Below are 16267 nucleotides of genomic sequence, written 5' to 3'. Positions count from 1 at the left end.
ACAAGCTGGTCGCCACCGCGTCGATCGTGTTCTGCGGCCCGGCGACCGCCACCCGCGCCTCACCGCGCACACCGGGGCCGGGCCGGAGCCCTGGGCCCGCGCCGACCCGCGGCGGCCACAGGGCCCCGGCACGGGCGCGCCCGCCGGCCCGCTCCGGGGCGACGGCGCGAACCACGAGCGGGGGCCGATCAGGCAGTGGCGGGTGCGGGTTCGGGGTGGGCAGATCCGGTGGGTCCGGCCGCGGCCGGAGCACCGAACCAACGGCTCGCGGCCTGTTCGAACGCCTCCCGGTCAGGGTGCCGATCGCCTGCCCAGGCGACGACGCCGTCGGGCCGCACCAGCACGGCACCCGACCCGAGGTCGTTCCTCGCCGTCCCGGCCGCGTACCGTATCCGGCCCTCCCAGCCGGTTGCCGAAGCGTGCAGGCGTCGGTCGGTGCTGAAATCGAGCACGACACCCCGTCCGTCCGCCATGAGGTCGCCGAGGCGGGTGCCGTCCTCGAGACGGAAGTCGGGGGCGCTGCGGCCGACCAGCGGATGCTCGCTGCCGAGGTCGTACCGGATCCACGATCCCGACAGCCTCTCGAACACGTGGGTCGCTCCGTCACGGGTCCCGATGAGATCGCGGACCACTGCCTGGATCGCCTGGGCGTACGGGTCCGGCCTCATGATCGCCACCTGGGCGCGCGACCAGTCGAGCACCGCCGCACCGATGGGATGGCGCTCGTCGGCGTAGGTGTCGAGGAGCCTGTCCGGCGCGTAGCCGTGCACGGTGGCCGCGAGCTTCCACCCCAGGTTCACGGCGTCGCCGATGCCGGTGTTCAGCCCCTGCCCGCCGAGGGGGGAGTGGATGTGGGCGGCGTCGCCCGCGAGGAGGACGCGTCCCTGCCGGTAGGCCGTCGTCTGCATCGCCCGATCGGTGAAGCTGGAGGCGATGTGGACCTCGCCGATGGCCACGTCGGTGCCGGACACGCGGCGCAGCACCGCCTGGAGATGGTCGCGGGTCGGCGGCTTCGAGCGGTCGAACGCACCGCCGTCGAAGTCCATCATGGCGATGTGCCCGCCAGCGGGCATACGGATGTACATGCCCGTCGGCGTCAGATGGAACCCGGGGCGCAGCTGCTCGGGATCGGCGAGAGTGGCTTGCATGGTGTAGCCGGTGAACTGCGGCCCGGTACCGACGAATTCGAAGCCCGCGAGCCTGCGCACCGTACTGCGTCCGCCGTCGCAGCCGACGAGCCAGTGCGCCTCGTAGGCGTCCGCGCCGGCTCGCGCGACCACGCTCTCCCCGTTCTGGGAGACGGCCGAGACCGTGACGCCGCGCCTGATGTCCACCCCGAGCTTGGACGCCTGCTCGGACAGCACCGTCTCGACCGCCTCGAGGTCCGTCACCACGGCTTCGAGCGCCGGGCCGGGAAGCCGGAAGGGGAGGGCGGCGACGTCGACCCGGTCCCCGTCGAGCATCATGCCGGCGAAATGGCCGCCGAACCGAGGGCGTGACGGGGCGTCCGTTTCGGGGGCCGCACCGAACGCATCTTGAACGCCCGACGCCGTCAGCAGCGGTTCCAGCATTCCGCGCCGGTAGAACGCCTCGACCGACGCGGCGGACAGCCCACGCCTCCCGAGCGGAGCCGCCCGCAACGGGGAGCCGAGCCCCGGCTCCCGTTCGAGCACCAGTACGGAACATCCCGCGAGGCCAAGCTCGCAGGCAAGGGCCAGACCCACCGGACCGGCTCCCACGATCACTACGTCATGCACGAGAGATCCCCTCCTCGAACTCCAAGCCGGATGGGTACCCGGCAGGACCACTCGAAAGGTGTCAGCCCCCACCGACATCGCACCGACAGCCCCGACAAGCCACCGACACCACCGGCTCGGCAGCCCGATCAGCCCTCGTACGGAGCCGAACCGCCCGGGTCCTGACCGCGGCCGGAGTCCGTGAGGAGAGCCAGAGCGCACAGCAGTGCTGAATCCGATCGGGCCAACATGAAGGGCACCTCCGCGGTGAGCCGCATAGCGTGCTGCATGCATGCCGGTTCGTGTGTCCCTCAAGGAGAACAGCTATGCGTGGCGAGCAGTTGCGGGAACCGACACGCCCTCGAATACGCGGGGTACGCCGAACAACCAGGGCGATCGTCGGCTGCTTGACCGTAGGCTCCGTCGTCCTCTCCTCAGGGGGAGCAGCTCCGGCCCAACCGAGGCCTGCGCCGTCCGGCACCCGCACCACCGAGCCGCTGCCGGCCACGCCGCGGACTCCGGTCGGACGAGCGTGTCCGACCCACACGGTCGCCAGCGGAGACTGGCTGTCGAAACTTGCGCTGCGGTACCTGGGCAAGGCGGACCGGTGGCCCGAAATCCACGAGGCCAACCGGTCGGTACTCGGGAGCGCTGCTCGTGAACACCCCGGGCCGCCCGTGTTCGGGACGGATGGCCACGGCCACTGGATCTTCCCCGGGACGCCTCTGCGCATCCCCGGGGCGTGCCCGATGCCGACCGGCCGGGCGGTCTATGCCCCGGCGGCGTGCCCTGCGCCGATCCTTCCGGGCGTGCCGGCGCTGGGTCCGGAGTTCAGCTGCGGTTACTTGACCGTGCCGGAGAACCGCGCCGAACCCGACGGGCGCACCATCAAGATCGCGGTGGCCCGGCTCAAGGCCGCCTCGGCGCAGCCCAGGCCCGACCCGGTGGTCTGGCTCACCGGCGGACCCGGCGGATCGGGGCTGCTGGATGCCGTCAGCGTGAGCCGGCTCAAGCCGGGGATCAATGCCGACCGGGACGTCGTCTTCGTCGACCAGCGCGGCACGGGGCGCTCCCATCCGCTGCTCAGTTGCCCGGAGATCGACACGTTCACGCGCAAGGCCGTCACCTTGGTGGCCACGGACCCGGAGACCACCCGCAAGGGCGTCCAGGCCGCCCTGGCGTGCCGCACGCGGTTGAGCGGGTCGGGCCATGACCTGTCGGCGTACAACACCACCGAGAACGCCGCCGACATCGCGGATCTGCGGGTGGCGCTGGGCATCGACGAGTGGAACGTCTACGGGGTGTCGTACGGCAGCGATCTGGCCCTTCAACTGCTGCGCGACCACCCGCAGGGCATCCGCAGCATGGTCCTGGACTCCGTCGTCGCCCCTCACGTCAACCTCTTGGACGGCCTGTGGCCGAATGCCGCCGATCAGTACGAGGCCATGTTCGCCGCGTGTGAGGCCCAACCGGCCTGCCGGACGGCCTATCCCAACCTGCGGGCGGAGTTCTACGCCACCGTGCAGCGGCTGAACCGCCGACCGCTGACGGTGACCGTGCCCGCCGAGGGCGGAGCCCCAGCCGCCACTGTGGTGATCGACGGCTACCAACTGGCCAACATGGTGGTGGTGTCTGCCCTGCCGCCCTGGGCACTGACCACCCTGCCGGCCGCGGTGCACGCCCTGGCCACCGGCAACGGCCTGCCGGCCGCCAAGACGATCCTGGCCGGCCTGTCCCCGCCCGACTTCGTCGGCTGGGGCCTGTTCTACGGGGTGGTGTGCCGTGAGCAGGCGGCATTCACCGACCGTCGGAAGGTGCAGGCAGCCGCCAAGGCCTCCCTGCCGGAATTCCCCGACCGGGTGCTGTCCCTGCTGCCGCAACAGGAGTTCGTCTCCCGGATCTTCTCCGACTGCGCGGCGTGGGACACCGGACGCGCTGATCCCCGCGTCACGGCCCAGGCCCGCAGCGATGTGCCCGCCCTGTTGATGTCGGGATCCTTCGACGGGCCCGCCGGCACACGATGGGCCACTGCCGCAGCCACCGGCCTGACCCACTCCCGCCACCTGGTGTTCCCCGGCCTCGGCCACGCCGTGCTCGACCAATCCGAATGCGCCCGCGCGATACTGGTCAGCTTCTTCGATCGGCCCTCCGGCGGCTACGACACCTCGTGCTCCGACACGCTCACCGCTCCTTCCTTCCGTACCGACTGATCGAAAGCCGCTCCGCAGGTGGATGCCCGCCCGGGACTACGCCCAACGCGCGGAAGGCGTGGACGTGTCCGTCCAGGAACGCTTCTGCCGGCGGTGGTGGCTTGCTTGGGATCGGGCCTGGTGGCGGCGTCGCCAGTGGGACCAGCGGAGCCGGTCGGCCGTGTCGTGGACACGCCGAGCGAGGAGGGTGATGAACAGGCGCGCGACCTCGTTGCAGGTAAGCGGGATCAGGTTGTCCGGTCCGGAGTGGGCGGGAGTGTTCGTCGGCCTGGGCCGCGATCACCCTCATGACCAGGCGCATCACCCGCCGCCAATCCCGCCGAACCGGACAGCCACCGTCCCGCGAAGCCCAACGGGACTGACCACTCTGGCGGTCGCCATGGCGCCCCTCCCCAAGACCGGCCTGAATCGCCGGCCCGGACTCCGCTCTCCCCCTATCGCAGTCCCTCCCACTCCGCAGACAGCGGCTGCCTGTGCGCCCGGTATGTGCATCCCGAGCGAGTCGGAACAGACCATCGAGAGGTGCCGAACGGGGGGGGATCGCACCCCTTTGGGCGAGCGGCGAGCTCTGTCACAGAGCAGGGGCGTGCGCACTCGCATATGTTCCCTTCGGGAGGGCGTGATTTCGGGACCAGACCCGATCGCGGATCGACAATCCGTTCGTCGCATGGAGACCGCCCCGTGAGAGTCAGCAGAACCACCGCAGCGATCGCTGCTCTGGCCGCCGCAATATCCACACTGGCAGGCTGCAGCAATCACACCAACCCGCACGCCACCCCAGGCGGCAACCCTTCGCCCGGCATCGGCGACACCCCGGCCCCCTCGGCCGCCGCCAGCCCTGGTGCGTCAACGCCGTCGACCTTGCACTTCTCCGACCTGCGCGACACCCGCTACTGCGAGATGTTCCTCATCAAGAACATTCCAGGCGGCACCCAGACCACGATCTACAACACGGTAGGGCTGAACACCTGCCCCACCGCCCAGTGGAACGCCCTGAACCCTCAGGCGGTCGCCAAGAAATTCGGCGTCAACAGCATGTACAAAAACGGTCAGCGTTTCTGGGTCCTGGACCGCGTCGTCATCGCCAATGCCAAGGACGTCCAGAACTTCGGGGGCATCCTCTCCCGCAACGTGGCCACAGCCGATGTGACGGGCGCCTCCTCGGGCCACCCCGCGCCGTACCAGCAGACCACGGTGAACCGAACCACCCAGTGGTACTACGAAGCCGGCTCACTGGTGTACGAACTCGTCGATCCGAACGGTCAGCGCTTCGCCATGCAGGCGTACTCCCGCATCGTAGACCCGGCGCTGACCATCGACGACCTCCCGGACCTCGCCTACCGCCTCCATCTCCCCTCGGGTTGGAAATTCCAGACCCGATACCTGGACGACAACATGTCCGTGGTCCCGGTGAACGGGAAGGCCACGATCACACAAGACGAACTCCAGAACACCTACATGAAGGAGAACACGACCTCCTGACACCGCCCCAAGAAACGAGCACAGCCCTCCGGACTCGAAATCGCTTGCTGCCACCGACGCGACCCACACGCCGATGTGCCGTCTACGGCCAGGGGCCGGTCCCACCAGCAGCCCCACCACGCGCACCTGCACCAAGCACCAACCGGGTGACCATGACGAGCAACGGCAGGCCCTTGGTATCCACGACCAGGTGACGATTCCTGCCGTTGATCGTCTTCGCCGCGTCGTAGCCGCGCGAGACGGCTCCCCGCGGTCGGCGACCGACGCCGGACTCGCGGCCGGAGCGGATGCCGGGTTTGGATGACGCTTCGGCCGATGACTCAGAGCTGGTTCGTGATCCGTTGGCCGAGCTGGTCGAGGAACTCCTGCAAGCTGGCCGCCGCAACATCGAAGTCGTCGAACCAGGAAGCCGTGGTGGACTTCCAGACTTGTCCGCTGTCTCCGATCGCGAACAGATGGCCTCCGCCGTCGCCGGCGAAGACCAGTGCGATCGATTCGCTGTCAATCGGCGCGGGGCCGTACTCGCAGAAGTGTTCCGCCACGGTCGAGGGTGGGTGGATGAAGTACCCGCTGTCGACGTCGGGCAGGGAGGCCTCACTGATCACCCAGTAGAGCGTGGTCAGGTCGGACGGGATCGGCGTGAGGTCCACGAGTGCGCCCGTCGCCTGGTGGCTGTCATCGGTTGCGAGCATCACGGCTTTGCCGCCGGGCGGGAAGCCGTGCTTCGCCGCGAACGACTGCATCAACTTCGTCAGCGCCGCATCGGCCTGCTCCCACCAGGACCGGACCCACTCCGCGTCAAGCCGCTCACCCGGCACGCTTCCCCCTCAGAAACGCGCGTGACCCGTCGGCGCGAGTCCGGAAGAACATATCGGAAGGCGGTGACGGTCCTGCGCCCGAAGGGTGCAGGACCGTCGAGCCGGCGCGACCGCGCGGAGGGTGCTCGGACCGGCCGAGCCGGTTTCGTCGCCTCGGAGCGATCGAGCAGACACGTCCCCGCGGTCTCAAAATGCAATGACTCGATCAACTAAGGACACTTTCAGTCTGATGGTGATGACTTTTGGCGTTCGCCGCCATCAGATGAACGAGCCGTGTAGGTTCTCGACCAGCTCGGGAAGCATTTCGATGCGCCCGGCAGGCAAGGTCTTTCACTGGGGGAGCGGGCGCTTTCCTGCCGGGCTGCAGACGCGGAACGACGTGGCTGGAGGCCTGCGGGAGGAGAAGCGGCCCGCCTGAACTGGAGGGAAAGCCTCATGGCCGATATCGATCTCGGAGTGGCGTCGGACTGGGACGAGGGCGACACCCACGGCCGCATCAAGCTGCGGCAGAACCAGACCTACCCGACCTCACCCAAGAAGGACGTGCTCATCAGCTCGCCGGTGAGCATCGAGCTGTCGGTGAACACGAACTACTCCACCTCGCAGGAGGCGGACAAGATCTACTTCACCACCCACCACGGCTCCACGAAGAAGGTCATCGCGGTACTCGACTCCGACGGCAACCTGCACATCGCCGGCCGCCTGATCACGGAGCAGAAGGACCTGTCGTACTGAACTCTCGGCTGACAACCCGGTGAGGGGCGGTGGCAGTTCCTGCCACCGCCCCTCACCATTCCGCGGGACCCGGCCGCGCCCACGACATCACAGCCGCCCACCACGACCACATCCGCGGGAGCGGGCCGGGGGCTTGTCGGCAGTGGTCCTCGCGGCGGCGTCCGGGGGCTACTTGCGGGTGGCGCAGGGGTCGCAGCAAGAGGGGGCCGGTTCGATGCAGACGCTGACGGTGTCGGTGTTGTCGGCGGGGTCGGGGTCCTTTTCGTTGCCGGTGGCGGTGGCGGTGTTGCCGATCAGGCCGGCCTTGGTGGCCTTGGCCCGCAGTACGAGGGTGGCGGTCGCGCCGTCGGCCAGGCCGCCCACGGCCCATCGTCCGGTGGCCGGGTCGTACCTTTCCACAGCCTGGCCGCGCTGAACGCCGGGAACCAGATGGTGCGGGCCGCCCACTGCATCGGTCAGAACAGCGTGGCCATCGGCATCGAGAACGAGGGCACCTACATGACCGAGGAGCCCCCGGAGGACCAGTTCTCCACCCTCGCCGACCTGTGCGCCCACATCTGCCGCCAGTACGGCGTGCCCGCCTCCGAGATCCACGGGCACCGGGACTTCAACAGCACGGACTGCCCCGGCGACACGCTCTATGCGATGCTGCCGAAGCTGCGCGAGGACGTGGCCCGGCGGCTCGGGAACACCCCACCCGTATCGCTTCCGCGCTGGCCCACGAACCTGCCGCTTGATCGACCCAGCAGGAAACCGCCGGCTTGATCTTCAGCCCGTGTGTGGCCCCGCGGAGCCAGGAACTGTCGTCAACGTGTCGCGCCCACATCTGGCCATGCCTGCAATGGGCGGAGAGATGACTCTGACACTTCCGGCAGGCGCGGGACGGGTTGCGGCCGGGGCCGGCTTCGGGTCGGCAACCGGACGTGGGCCGGGAACGCCGGTCTGCTGCCGGAGACGGGCACCAGGCCCCGGCTCACGCCCGTCAACCTGCACGGCGGCAGGGTTCTCGACCACTGCTTCGCTCGGACCCGTCTGAAGCAACGCGGCATCACGGCATCACGGCGTCACGGCGTCGGATCGCCTGCCGCGGCGCTGAAGCCAGTCGGTGGCTTCGGAGCCGTTGCCGGGTCATCGAGCGCACGATCACCTGAATTGGTGCGTCCCGCCGGTGCACCCCACCGCGAACGCCGCGCCCGGGTGCTCGATCACTTCCGCCGTCCTCGCAGCACTTCCTCCGCACCCCTGCAAAGTTGCGAGCGCTGCTTTCACCACGCTTATGACGGACCGTCAAATAGGTGTCAAGTAAAGGAAGTTGATGCATCACGCGACGGCTTCTCGCCACCCGTGGAGGCTGCTACGCTCCACGCGGCCAGCGGTCCGGGCCTCGTCCTTCGCGCCCTCGATTGGAGGTGAGGGAAACAATGTTGAGCTTCTCCGGCCAGGTCGGCAGCACCGCCACCGGCGGTGCGTTCGTCCAGGTGGCTCCGGGAGCCAGCACCACCTGCGGTGGCGGGAACTGCTGCTGCAGCTCGTGCTGCAGTTGGTAGCCGCCGATGTCGAGCGGGGTCATCGGCCCCGCTCGACGTCCCCCCTTCCTCCATGCAGACCGTCCTCCAACAAGTCGTCGGCGCACGAGCCGCATCGCGCAGAGCCGTCGTCCGCAAGGCCCCGTCGCACGCCCCCGTCGAAGGAAAGGCCGAGATGTCACTGAAGGACTCGCAGGAAGCCGTCTCCGACCACCTGGACCGCAGCAGCCATATGGCGACGGTGGCGGCCTTCGGCCAGCAGCACACCTCCGTGTCGATGTACAGCGCGACGACGGTGGTGCGCGCGCCGGAGTCGGTGGTGCGTGGCCGATGGAGTCCGGCCGTGCACGGCTTCCTGGGTGAGGAGTTGCTGCTCAACCATCGTCGCAGTGGGCGGGATCTCGGGATGCAGTTGGGGGTGTCGAGGTTCTACGGCCACGACGCCGTCCTCTCCGCTGCGCACACCGATCTCGGGGAGCGCGTGGACGGGGCGATCGCCCTGCCGTCGCACCGGCGGCTGCGCAGCGGCCTGACGGACACGGTCAGCACCCGGCGCAGCGGCCGGGGCTTCTCGGGGAAGCCGGTGTCGCTGGAGGAGTTGGCCACGGTGCTGTGGCACGCGCAAGGGGTGTCGGGCAGTCTGCCGGTGCCGACGGCCCAGGACGGCGATGCCGCGGTGGCGTTGCGCAACGCGCCCTCGGGCGGCGGGTTGTACCCGGTCCGGCTGGCGGTGCTCGCCCAGCACGTGAAGGGCCTGGCCCCGGGCGCGTACGCGTACCAGCCGCACAGCCACACCCTCTTCCCGTACCGACCGACCCCGGAGCCGGTCGAGTTGAGCCGGCAGCTGTGGACGGCGGACGTGGAGGTCGACAAGGTCGCCCTGGCCCTGGTGTACGTCTACGACCTGTACGCCAACTCGCAGAAGTACGGGGACAGCGGGTTGGTGTTCGCGCTGGTCGAGGTCGGCGGGATCTCGCAGAACGTGCACCTGGCCCGGACCTCGCTGGGCCTGATCGGCTGCGACCAGGGCGGGTACGACAAGCAGACGCTGGAGCGGACGCTCGGCTGCGACGGCACGTCGCGCCACGTCGTCCACCTGACGCTCCTCGGACACGGAGAGGCCTGAGCCATGACCCTTGCGCCCTCCGATTCAAGAGTCGTCCTGGCGGCCTCGGTCCGGCTGCTCGCGGTGGAGCCGGGGGTCATCCGGCTGCGCTGGGGGATCTGGAACTTCTCCGAGGTGAACGTCGACCTGCGGGCCGAGTCGCCCGCGGTCCGGGCCGCGATGACCGGGCTGTTCGAGACGCTGGCAGCGGGCAAGCCGGCCGACGGGACGTTCGCGGACGCCGCCGGTCTGACGCCGGTCGAGCGGGCCAATCTGCAGCTGGCGGTCACCGAGCTGCGACAGGCCGGGTTCCTCGGGTACGACCGCCCGTCCGAGCGCGGCGGGGACATGGCCCGGGCGCTGCTCGGCAATCTGGACCTGTACGGTGCGGGCGAGTCGGCCGAGGCGACGGTCGCGTTCGCGGCGGACTCGCCCAGCGCCGCCGCGTACGTGGCCGGCCAGGCCGAGGCCCTGGGCCTGCCGCTGGAGCTGCTGCCGGCGGACTTCCTGGACGGGCTGCGCGGCGCCGACCTGACCTCCGGGATGGGAGGCCTGGCCGCGGCGGACGCGCTGAAGCGGCTGAGCGCCGCCGTGGAGCACTGCGACTCGCTGGTGGTCCACCTCGGGCAGGCCTCGATCCTGGCGCTGCGCAGTCTCAACCGCCTCGCCTGCCACCTGGAGAAGCCGGTGGTGGTCGGTCTGGTCGACGGCCCGTTCGCGACCGTCGTGGGTGCGGACAGTCCGCGCACCGGCTGTCTGGAGTGTTTCGAACAGCGCTCGCTGGCCCGGCTGGAGGACCACATCGGCTACCACACCATGGTCGGGGCCACGGCGCCCGGCGGCACGGGGCGGGCGAGCGGCGTGGAGTCGCTGATCTGCGCCCATCTGGTGAACGAGGCGGTGCTGCTGCGCTCGCTCGGCACCTCGCGCTTCCTGGGCCGGGCGTTGAGCATCTACCTGCCGACGTACGAGATCCAGGCGCAGGACGTGCTGCGGATCGGGACCTGTCCGGCCTGCGGCCACGTCGCCCGGGACGTCGTACGGGAGATCAACTTCAGCAGCCGGGTGATCGTCGACCGGCATGTGCGCGAGGCGCTCGGAGGGGGCCGATGAGTGGCATCCCGATCCTGGGCCACCCCGGGATGGGCGAGGCGCTCGCCCGGTACGGGCGGATCGGCGGCAACCAGGGCGGGATCCTGCCCGGCATGCTGGTCTCGGTCGCCGCGGTGGAGGGCGAGCCGTACCTGCGCTCGGCCACGGCGGCGATGCCGCAGTACCACCGGCTGGCGCTGGACGACCCGCACCTGCAGATGCAGTACCACCTGGCCGGCTACGGCTCGACCCACGAGGAGGCGGTGACCCGGCTCACCGGGGAGGCGGTGGAGCGCTACGCGGCGATCATGGCGATGCCCCTGTTCGCGGACCGGATCGAGTACGCCTCCCACCGTTCGCTGTCCTCCCGGCACCGGTGCCTGCCGCCGGAGCTGCTGGGCATCTTCGACGCCGGGCAGCAGCGGCAGCTCGCCCGGATGATGCACCGGTACGCGCCGGAGCTGCCGACCGAGGACGACGTGATCGCATGGATCGCGTGCCCGTCGCTCACCCGGCCCGGGGAGGAGGTGTACCTGCCGGCGCAGCTGGTCTTCCTCGGCTTCCGGAGCAACCCGGGCGCGGCCGACAAGCTGTTCACCCCGTCCTTCTCGACCGGGACCGCGGCCCATGTGTCGCTCGACAAGGCTCTGCTCGGCGCACTCGTCGAAGCCGTGCAGATCGACGCCTTCATCCTCAACTGGTACACCGGGGCGAAGGCGCCGCTGATCGACCTGGACGCGGACGGCCGCGAGCTGCTCGCAGCGGCCGGGCTGGCCCCGGACGGGCCGTACGAGGTGCGGGCGAGCCTGCTGACCCGGCCGGAGCTGCCGTTGCCGAACATCGGGGTGACCCTGGTGCGCCGGGACGGGAAGCTGCCCTACATCGCGTTCGGGCTGCAGGCCGATCCGGACCCGCGGCGGGCGCTGCTGCGCGGCGCGGCGGAGGCGACCGCGATCCTCGGGATCGGCATGTTCAGCACGATCTTCGACCTGCCCAACGTGCACTTCGCGCAGACGGGTTCGGCGTACACCGACCTGGACACCAACGTGCTGTGGTTCGCCGCCCCCGGGGAGGCGGAACGCAAGCTCAGCGCGGTGGAGAGCCGCGTGGACGGGCGGATCGGCTTCGCCGGACTGCCGGGCTACGCCGACGACGACACGGCGGCGATCCGCCGGCTGCTGGCGGACCTCGCGGGTGTCAGCGAGTTCGCGGGCTACCTGGACTTCACTCCGCCGGAGCTGGCCGACACCCCGTGGCGGGTCGTCCGGGCGGTCGTCCCGGAGCTGCTGAGCATGTGCCTGCCCGGGTTCCCGCCGAAGGGCCATCCCCGGATGCGAGAGCATGGGGGTGTGACCCATGTGGTCCCACACCCGCTCCCTTGAGCTGCTGGTGCTGGTGGCCACCGTCGCGCCCGCCGAGCTGATCCGCGTCGCGACGGCGTTCGGCCCCGCGGCGAAGGCGGGTGGTGCGGACCGGGGACGGGCCGCCCGCCGCGGGCTGCTGGGCGCCCCCGCCGCCTACCTGGTGGTGACCGCGGCGGCCGTCGCCGTCGCAGCCGGCGGCGGCTTCGTCCCGGACCCGCTGACCGGCTGGCGGACCGGCGCGCTCTGGCTGCCGGCCGCGGCGTTGGTCGGCGCGGCACTGGTCGGCGCGGAGTTCGCGGTCGGCGCGGTGCCCCGGCTGCTGGACGGGACGGGCCGGCCGCGGCTCGCGGTGCACCGCGACGGCGGCGCGGTGGGCGGCGGGTACGCGGCAGCCGTTCTGGCCACCGCGGCCGCCGAGGAGTTGCTGTACCGGGGGCTGTGGATCGGTGTCCTGCACGAGCGCCTCGGCCTGCCGGTCGGTGTCGCGGTCGCGGCGGGCGCCGTGGCCTACGCGGTGGGGCACCTGTTCTTCGGCGGGCTCGCGGTGGTGCAGAAAACACTGTCCGGGGCGGTCTTCGGGCTGCTCATGGTGGTGTCGGGCAGCCTGGCGGTGCCGCTGGTGGCGCACCTCGCCCAGAACGGAGTGGTCTTCGCACTGGCCGTCCGTCAGGAGCGCGGCGCCCGGCCGGCCGGCGGACGGGTGGTGGCCGGATGAGCGTGCCCGCCTTCGCCGCGCTCACCGCCACCGTGGTCGCCGTCTGGCTGGCCCTGTACCGGCTGCCGTTCAACGATCCGGCACGCCGGCGGCGGACGGCGCTGTGGCTCGCCGGCCGGACGGGCCTGCGCCCGGAGGCTGCCTTCGCGGTGTTCGGCACCGTCGTGTACCTGGTGCTGGGCTCCCTGGCGCTGGCGGTGCTGGCGGCGTCCACGCCGCTCGCGTTCCACCAGGTGTTCGCCGTCCCCGCGCCCGGGGCGGCGCTCGTCCTGCTGCTGGCGGTCCTCGGCACCTCCAGCGCCACCATCCTGTGCGTATCGCTGCTCTACCGGGTCGACCCGCGGGCGGACGTCCCGGGTGAGATCGCCCGCATCCAGTGGATCGCCTCGATCCTCGCCCTGCCCCGGCACTACCGGTGGATCGTCCCGGCGGCTGCGGCGCTGTTCGAGGAAGTGCTCTTCCGCGGGGTGGTCCTGCTGGGGCTCGGGGCGCTGGGCAGCGGCCCCGCCTTCGCCCTGGCCTTCAGCACCTGCCTGTTCGCGGCCGGTCAGGTCGCCCTGGTCTCCACCCGTACCCAGGCGTACGTGCTGGGCACCTCCAGCCTCGTCCTCGGCGGGGTCGGCGGCTTGCTGACCACCGCCACCGGCGGCGTGCTGCCCGCCCTGGTGCTGCACATGTCGTTCGCCGGGTTCTACACCAACCTCAGCGCCTCCCCGACCCCAGGAGCGCGCACGGCCCCCGGGAGGCTCACCCTGTGACCACGAACCAGCCATCCGCCGACCCGGCGACTGCCGGACCGGAGCCGGCGCCCGGGCCGGGACACGGCGCCGTCGTGCACGCCGACCGGCTGACCGTCGCCTACGGCGCGTTCGTCGCCGTCCGCGACGTCTCGTTCCGGATCCTCCCCGGGGAGGTGTTCGGGCTCATCGGGCCCAACGGGGCGGGCAAGACCTCGATCGTCGAGGCGGTCGGCGGCCTGCGGCCCGTCCGCAGCGGCACGGTCACGGTCTGCGGCCACGACCCCCGCCGCGACCGCGACGCGGTCACCCGGCTGCTCGGCATGCAGCTCCAGGAGTCCCGGTTCCCCAGCCGGGCCCGGGTCGGCGAGCTGTGCGACCTCTACGAGGCGATCTACCGGGCGCCCGGCTCCGCGGCCGCGCTCCTGGAAGCCTTCGGCCTCGCCGACCGCCGCCGCAGCCTGATAGCCGACCTCTCCGGCGGCATGCGCCAGCGGCTGGCCCTGGCCCTCGCCCGGATCGGCGACGTCCGCCTGGTCATCCTCGACGAACTCACCACCGGCCTCGACCCGCACCAGCGCCGGGAGACGTGGCGCTCGGTCCTCGACCTCGCCGCCGGCGGCGTCGCGGTGCTGCTCACCTCGCACGCGATGGACGAGGTCGAGGCGCTCTGCAGCCGGGTCGGCGTGCTGCGGTCCGGGGAGCTCGTCGCGCTCGACACGCCGGTGCGGCTGACGGAGGCGCACGCGGGCCCGTCCACCTTCGTGGTCGACCTCGGGGACCCGGGTACGGGCACCGGCCGGCCCGCCGGGATCGAAGAGCGGCTCGGCGGCCTCGGACTGGCCAGGCTGCCCGGGGCGCCGGACCGGTTGGAGTTCGCCGGCAGCTACCCAGCCGACTACGACCGCATCGTGCGCCTGCTGGCACACGCCGGACTCCCGCCGTCGGCGGTGAGCCGTCGTACCCCGACCTTCGAGGACGCCTATCTGCGGCTCGTCGGCGCCACCGCCGCACAGGAAGGGGCCTGAGATGTCGACGCTGTGGCCGATCGTCCGGTTCGAGTGGCGGCGCATGAGGCGGAACTTCGCCCCGGTCTTCTTCGCCCTCGCCTTCCCGGTGCTGATGCTCTGCATGTTCGGCGGGATCTACGGCAACGAGCCGTCCGAGCAGTTCGACGGCCGCGGGACGGTGGACATGTCGGTGCCCGCCTACCTGGTCCTGGTGGTCGCCGTCACCGGGCTGATGAGCTTTCCGCTCGGCCTCGCCGAGTACCGCGACCGCAAGGTCCTCAAGCGCTTCCGCGCGACGCCGGTCGACGCGTCCGCCTTCCTCATCGCCCAGGGGCTGGTCAACCTCGCGCTGAGCCTGCTCGGCGCCCTGCTCCTGGTCGCCGCCGGATACCTGTTCTTCGACCTCCACCTGCCGGCCTCCCCCGCGGCGGCCGCCGCGACGGCCGGGGCCCTGGTCCTCTCCGCCCTCGCCATGTACGCGCTCGGGGGCGTGGTGGCCGCTGTCGCACGGTCCGAGCGGGCGGCGGTGGCCATCGCCAACCTGGTCTACTTCCCCATGATCTTCCTCTCGGGGGCGACCGTCCCCCTGCAGATCTTCCCGGACACCATGAAGACCATCAGCGCCGCGCTGCCCGCGACCTACGCAGTCGAGCTGCTCCAGCACGCCTGGCTGGACGGCGCCGCCGACGTCGCCCTCGACCTGGGCGTGCTCGCCGGCGTGGTCGTCCTCGGCACGGCGACCGCCTCACGACTGTTCCGGTGGGAGTAGCGGTGCCGGCCGCCCACCCACCGCTCGCCGAGCAGATCCCCGCCACCGCCTACCTCACCGCGCTCGCCCGGGCCCGCGCGACGGCCGAGCCGGACAGCGCGCTGCACGACCCGTATGCCGACCGCTTCGCCCGCCACTGCCCGGACTCCATCGTCCGCGTCACCCGGCACACCGCGGGAACGTCCGTCGTCATCGCCCGCACCCTCGCAGTCGACCGCCTGCTGTCCGCGCTCCTCAAGGCCGAGCCCTGGGACGTCTGCGTCAACCTGGGCGCCGGGTTCGACGCCCGTACCCACCGCCTGGACTGGCCCGGCTCCTGTCGCGTGGTCGAGATCGACTGTGCCCCCGTCCTCGACCTCAAGGACCGCCTGCTGCCCGCCGCCACGGCACCCGTCCCGGTGGAACGCCTGCGCTGCGACCTCCGCGAACCCACCGCCCTCGCCGGGCTCCTGCGGCCCCGCACCGCGAGCCGCACCACCCTCCTCCTGGCCGAGGGGCTGCTCCCCTACCTCACCGCGGGCCAGGTCCGCGCCCTGACCGATGCGGCGGGCGAAGCGGCCGGCGCCGGCAGCGCATGGATCTGCGACGTCCTCTCCCCGGCCTCCGCACACACCCTCACCGCCGCCGCCCGCGCCGCCGGAACAGCCCTGACCATGCACGGCCTCCCCGACCTCGGCGCCTTCGAGGCCGCCGGCTGGTCCTGCGAGCGCCTCGAACTCCTGCCCACGGCACGGCCACCCACCCGACCCACGGGCACAGGCCGACAGCTGCCCGACGCTGTGCTGCAACTGAGGCGCGCCCAGCAGACACCTGACTGACAGTCACCAAATCTCCACGGAGCGCGGCTTCGCAATCGAGCGCGGCCCGCGGCATCGTGGCTCCCGATCCGGAAGAACCCCAGGGCCAGACGCCGCGAACACGTCGCCACCGGCGTGGTCAGTTCCCAGCAGTGTCGTGCTGCCTCAATC

The 16267-nt window shown here is 71.2% G+C and carries 15 protein-coding genes and 3 pseudogenes; 12 read left to right on the top strand and 6 right to left on the bottom strand.

Annotation, left to right across the window (positions count from 1 at the left end; genetic code table 11):
* Positions 1 to 188: 188 nt before the first annotated feature.
* Positions 189 to 1757, bottom strand: coding sequence for an FAD-dependent oxidoreductase (locus ACIQUT_RS21875; protein WP_403564831.1), 1569 nt, complete (start codon positions 1755 to 1757; stop codon positions 189 to 191).
* 830 nt (positions 1758 to 2587) lie between these two features.
* On the opposite strand from ACIQUT_RS21875, the gene ACIQUT_RS21870 reads away from it, so the two are divergent.
* Positions 2588 to 3946: an alpha/beta fold hydrolase gene (locus tag ACIQUT_RS21870; protein ID WP_403564830.1), complete on the top strand. Its 1359-nt coding sequence runs from the start codon at positions 2588 to 2590 to the stop codon at positions 3944 to 3946.
* Positions 3947 to 3982: 36 nt separating this feature from the next.
* On the opposite strand, the pseudogene ACIQUT_RS21865 reads toward ACIQUT_RS21870, so the two are convergent.
* Positions 3983 to 4195 (bottom strand): annotated as a pseudogene (locus ACIQUT_RS21865) (hypothetical protein); the annotation flags it as partial.
* 432 nt (positions 4196 to 4627) lie between these two features.
* On the opposite strand from ACIQUT_RS21865, the gene ACIQUT_RS21860 reads away from it, so the two are divergent.
* On the top strand, positions 4628 to 5428 hold the full coding sequence (locus tag ACIQUT_RS21860) for a hypothetical protein (RefSeq protein WP_403564828.1): 801 nt from the start codon (positions 4628 to 4630) through the stop codon (positions 5426 to 5428).
* A 145-nt stretch (positions 5429 to 5573) separates the two neighbouring features.
* Here the strand turns inward: ACIQUT_RS21860 and ACIQUT_RS21855 are convergent.
* Positions 5574 to 5675: pseudogene (locus ACIQUT_RS21855) on the bottom strand (IS5/IS1182 family transposase); the annotation flags it as partial.
* Between the two features lie 73 nt (positions 5676 to 5748).
* A complete protein-coding gene (locus tag ACIQUT_RS21850) occupies positions 5749 to 6246 on the bottom strand; it encodes a hypothetical protein (protein WP_403564826.1) in 498 nt (165 codons plus the stop codon).
* A 435-nt stretch (positions 6247 to 6681) separates the two neighbouring features.
* Between ACIQUT_RS21850 and ACIQUT_RS21845 the strand changes: the two genes are divergently transcribed.
* A complete protein-coding gene (locus ACIQUT_RS21845; RefSeq protein WP_403564824.1) occupies positions 6682 to 6981 on the top strand; it encodes a DUF6342 family protein in 300 nt (99 codons plus the stop codon).
* Between the two features lie 168 nt (positions 6982 to 7149).
* Here ACIQUT_RS21845 and ACIQUT_RS21840 read toward each other — a convergent pair.
* Positions 7150 to 7371, bottom strand: a pseudogene (locus ACIQUT_RS21840) (DUF11 domain-containing protein); the annotation flags it as partial.
* A 39-nt stretch (positions 7372 to 7410) separates the two neighbouring features.
* Between ACIQUT_RS21840 and ACIQUT_RS21835 the strand changes: the two are divergent.
* Entirely contained in the window at positions 7411 to 7746 is a 336-nt protein-coding gene (locus ACIQUT_RS21835) for an N-acetylmuramoyl-L-alanine amidase (RefSeq protein WP_403564822.1), read from the top strand.
* A 589-nt stretch (positions 7747 to 8335) separates the two neighbouring features.
* Here the strand turns inward: ACIQUT_RS21835 and ACIQUT_RS21830 are convergent.
* Positions 8336 to 8551 (bottom strand): hypothetical protein, encoded by a 216-nt coding sequence (locus ACIQUT_RS21830; RefSeq protein WP_403564821.1) that lies wholly within the window; start codon positions 8549 to 8551, stop codon positions 8336 to 8338.
* 131 nt (positions 8552 to 8682) lie between these two features.
* Here ACIQUT_RS21830 and ACIQUT_RS21825 point away from each other — a divergent pair, with 131 nt between their 5' ends.
* From ACIQUT_RS21825 to ACIQUT_RS21790, 8 genes are read left to right on the top strand one after another with little or no spacing between them, the layout of a single operon-like run.
* Entirely contained in the window at positions 8683 to 9633 is a 951-nt protein-coding gene (locus tag ACIQUT_RS21825; RefSeq protein WP_403564819.1) for a SagB/ThcOx family dehydrogenase, read from the top strand.
* Between the two features lie 3 nt (positions 9634 to 9636).
* Positions 9637 to 10725, top strand: a complete 1089-nt coding sequence (locus ACIQUT_RS21820; RefSeq protein WP_403564817.1) for a hypothetical protein — start codon at positions 9637 to 9639, stop codon at positions 10723 to 10725.
* A complete protein-coding gene (locus ACIQUT_RS21815; protein ID WP_403564815.1) occupies positions 10722 to 12086 on the top strand; it encodes a YcaO-like family protein in 1365 nt (454 codons plus the stop codon). The genes ACIQUT_RS21820 and ACIQUT_RS21815 overlap by 4 nt, the downstream gene beginning before the upstream one ends.
* On the top strand, positions 12061 to 12783 hold the full coding sequence (locus ACIQUT_RS21810; protein WP_403564813.1) for a type II CAAX prenyl endopeptidase Rce1 family protein: 723 nt from the start codon (positions 12061 to 12063) through the stop codon (positions 12781 to 12783). Before ACIQUT_RS21815 ends, ACIQUT_RS21810 begins: the two co-directional genes overlap by 26 nt.
* Positions 12780 to 13541 carry a type II CAAX prenyl endopeptidase Rce1 family protein gene (locus ACIQUT_RS21805; RefSeq protein ID WP_403564811.1) on the top strand — a complete coding sequence of 254 codons (762 nt, stop codon included), beginning with the start codon at positions 12780 to 12782 and terminating at the stop codon, positions 13539 to 13541. The genes ACIQUT_RS21810 and ACIQUT_RS21805 overlap by 4 nt, the downstream gene beginning before the upstream one ends.
* Positions 13538 to 14548 carry an ABC transporter ATP-binding protein gene (locus tag ACIQUT_RS21800; RefSeq protein ID WP_403564809.1) on the top strand — a complete coding sequence of 337 codons (1011 nt, stop codon included), beginning with the start codon at positions 13538 to 13540 and terminating at the stop codon, positions 14546 to 14548. The genes ACIQUT_RS21805 and ACIQUT_RS21800 overlap by 4 nt, the downstream gene beginning before the upstream one ends.
* A 1-nt stretch (position 14549) precedes the next feature.
* The gene (locus ACIQUT_RS21795) at positions 14550 to 15299 is read left to right on the top strand and encodes an ABC transporter permease (protein WP_403564808.1); all 750 of its coding nucleotides are present in this window, start codon (positions 14550 to 14552) and stop codon (positions 15297 to 15299) included.
* Positions 15290 to 16117, top strand: coding sequence for a class I SAM-dependent methyltransferase (locus tag ACIQUT_RS21790; protein WP_403564806.1), 828 nt, complete (start codon positions 15290 to 15292; stop codon positions 16115 to 16117). Before ACIQUT_RS21795 ends, ACIQUT_RS21790 begins: the two co-directional genes overlap by 10 nt.
* Positions 16118 to 16267 lie beyond the last annotated feature (150 nt).

Origin of the sequence: Streptomyces sp. NPDC090445 (assembly GCF_044769385.1) — a bacterium.
Taxonomy (GTDB): domain Bacteria; phylum Actinomycetota; class Actinomycetes; order Streptomycetales; family Streptomycetaceae; genus Streptomyces.
The sequence above is the reverse complement of the archived record's forward strand: the minus strand, read 5'-3'. Positions and strand labels throughout refer to the sequence as shown.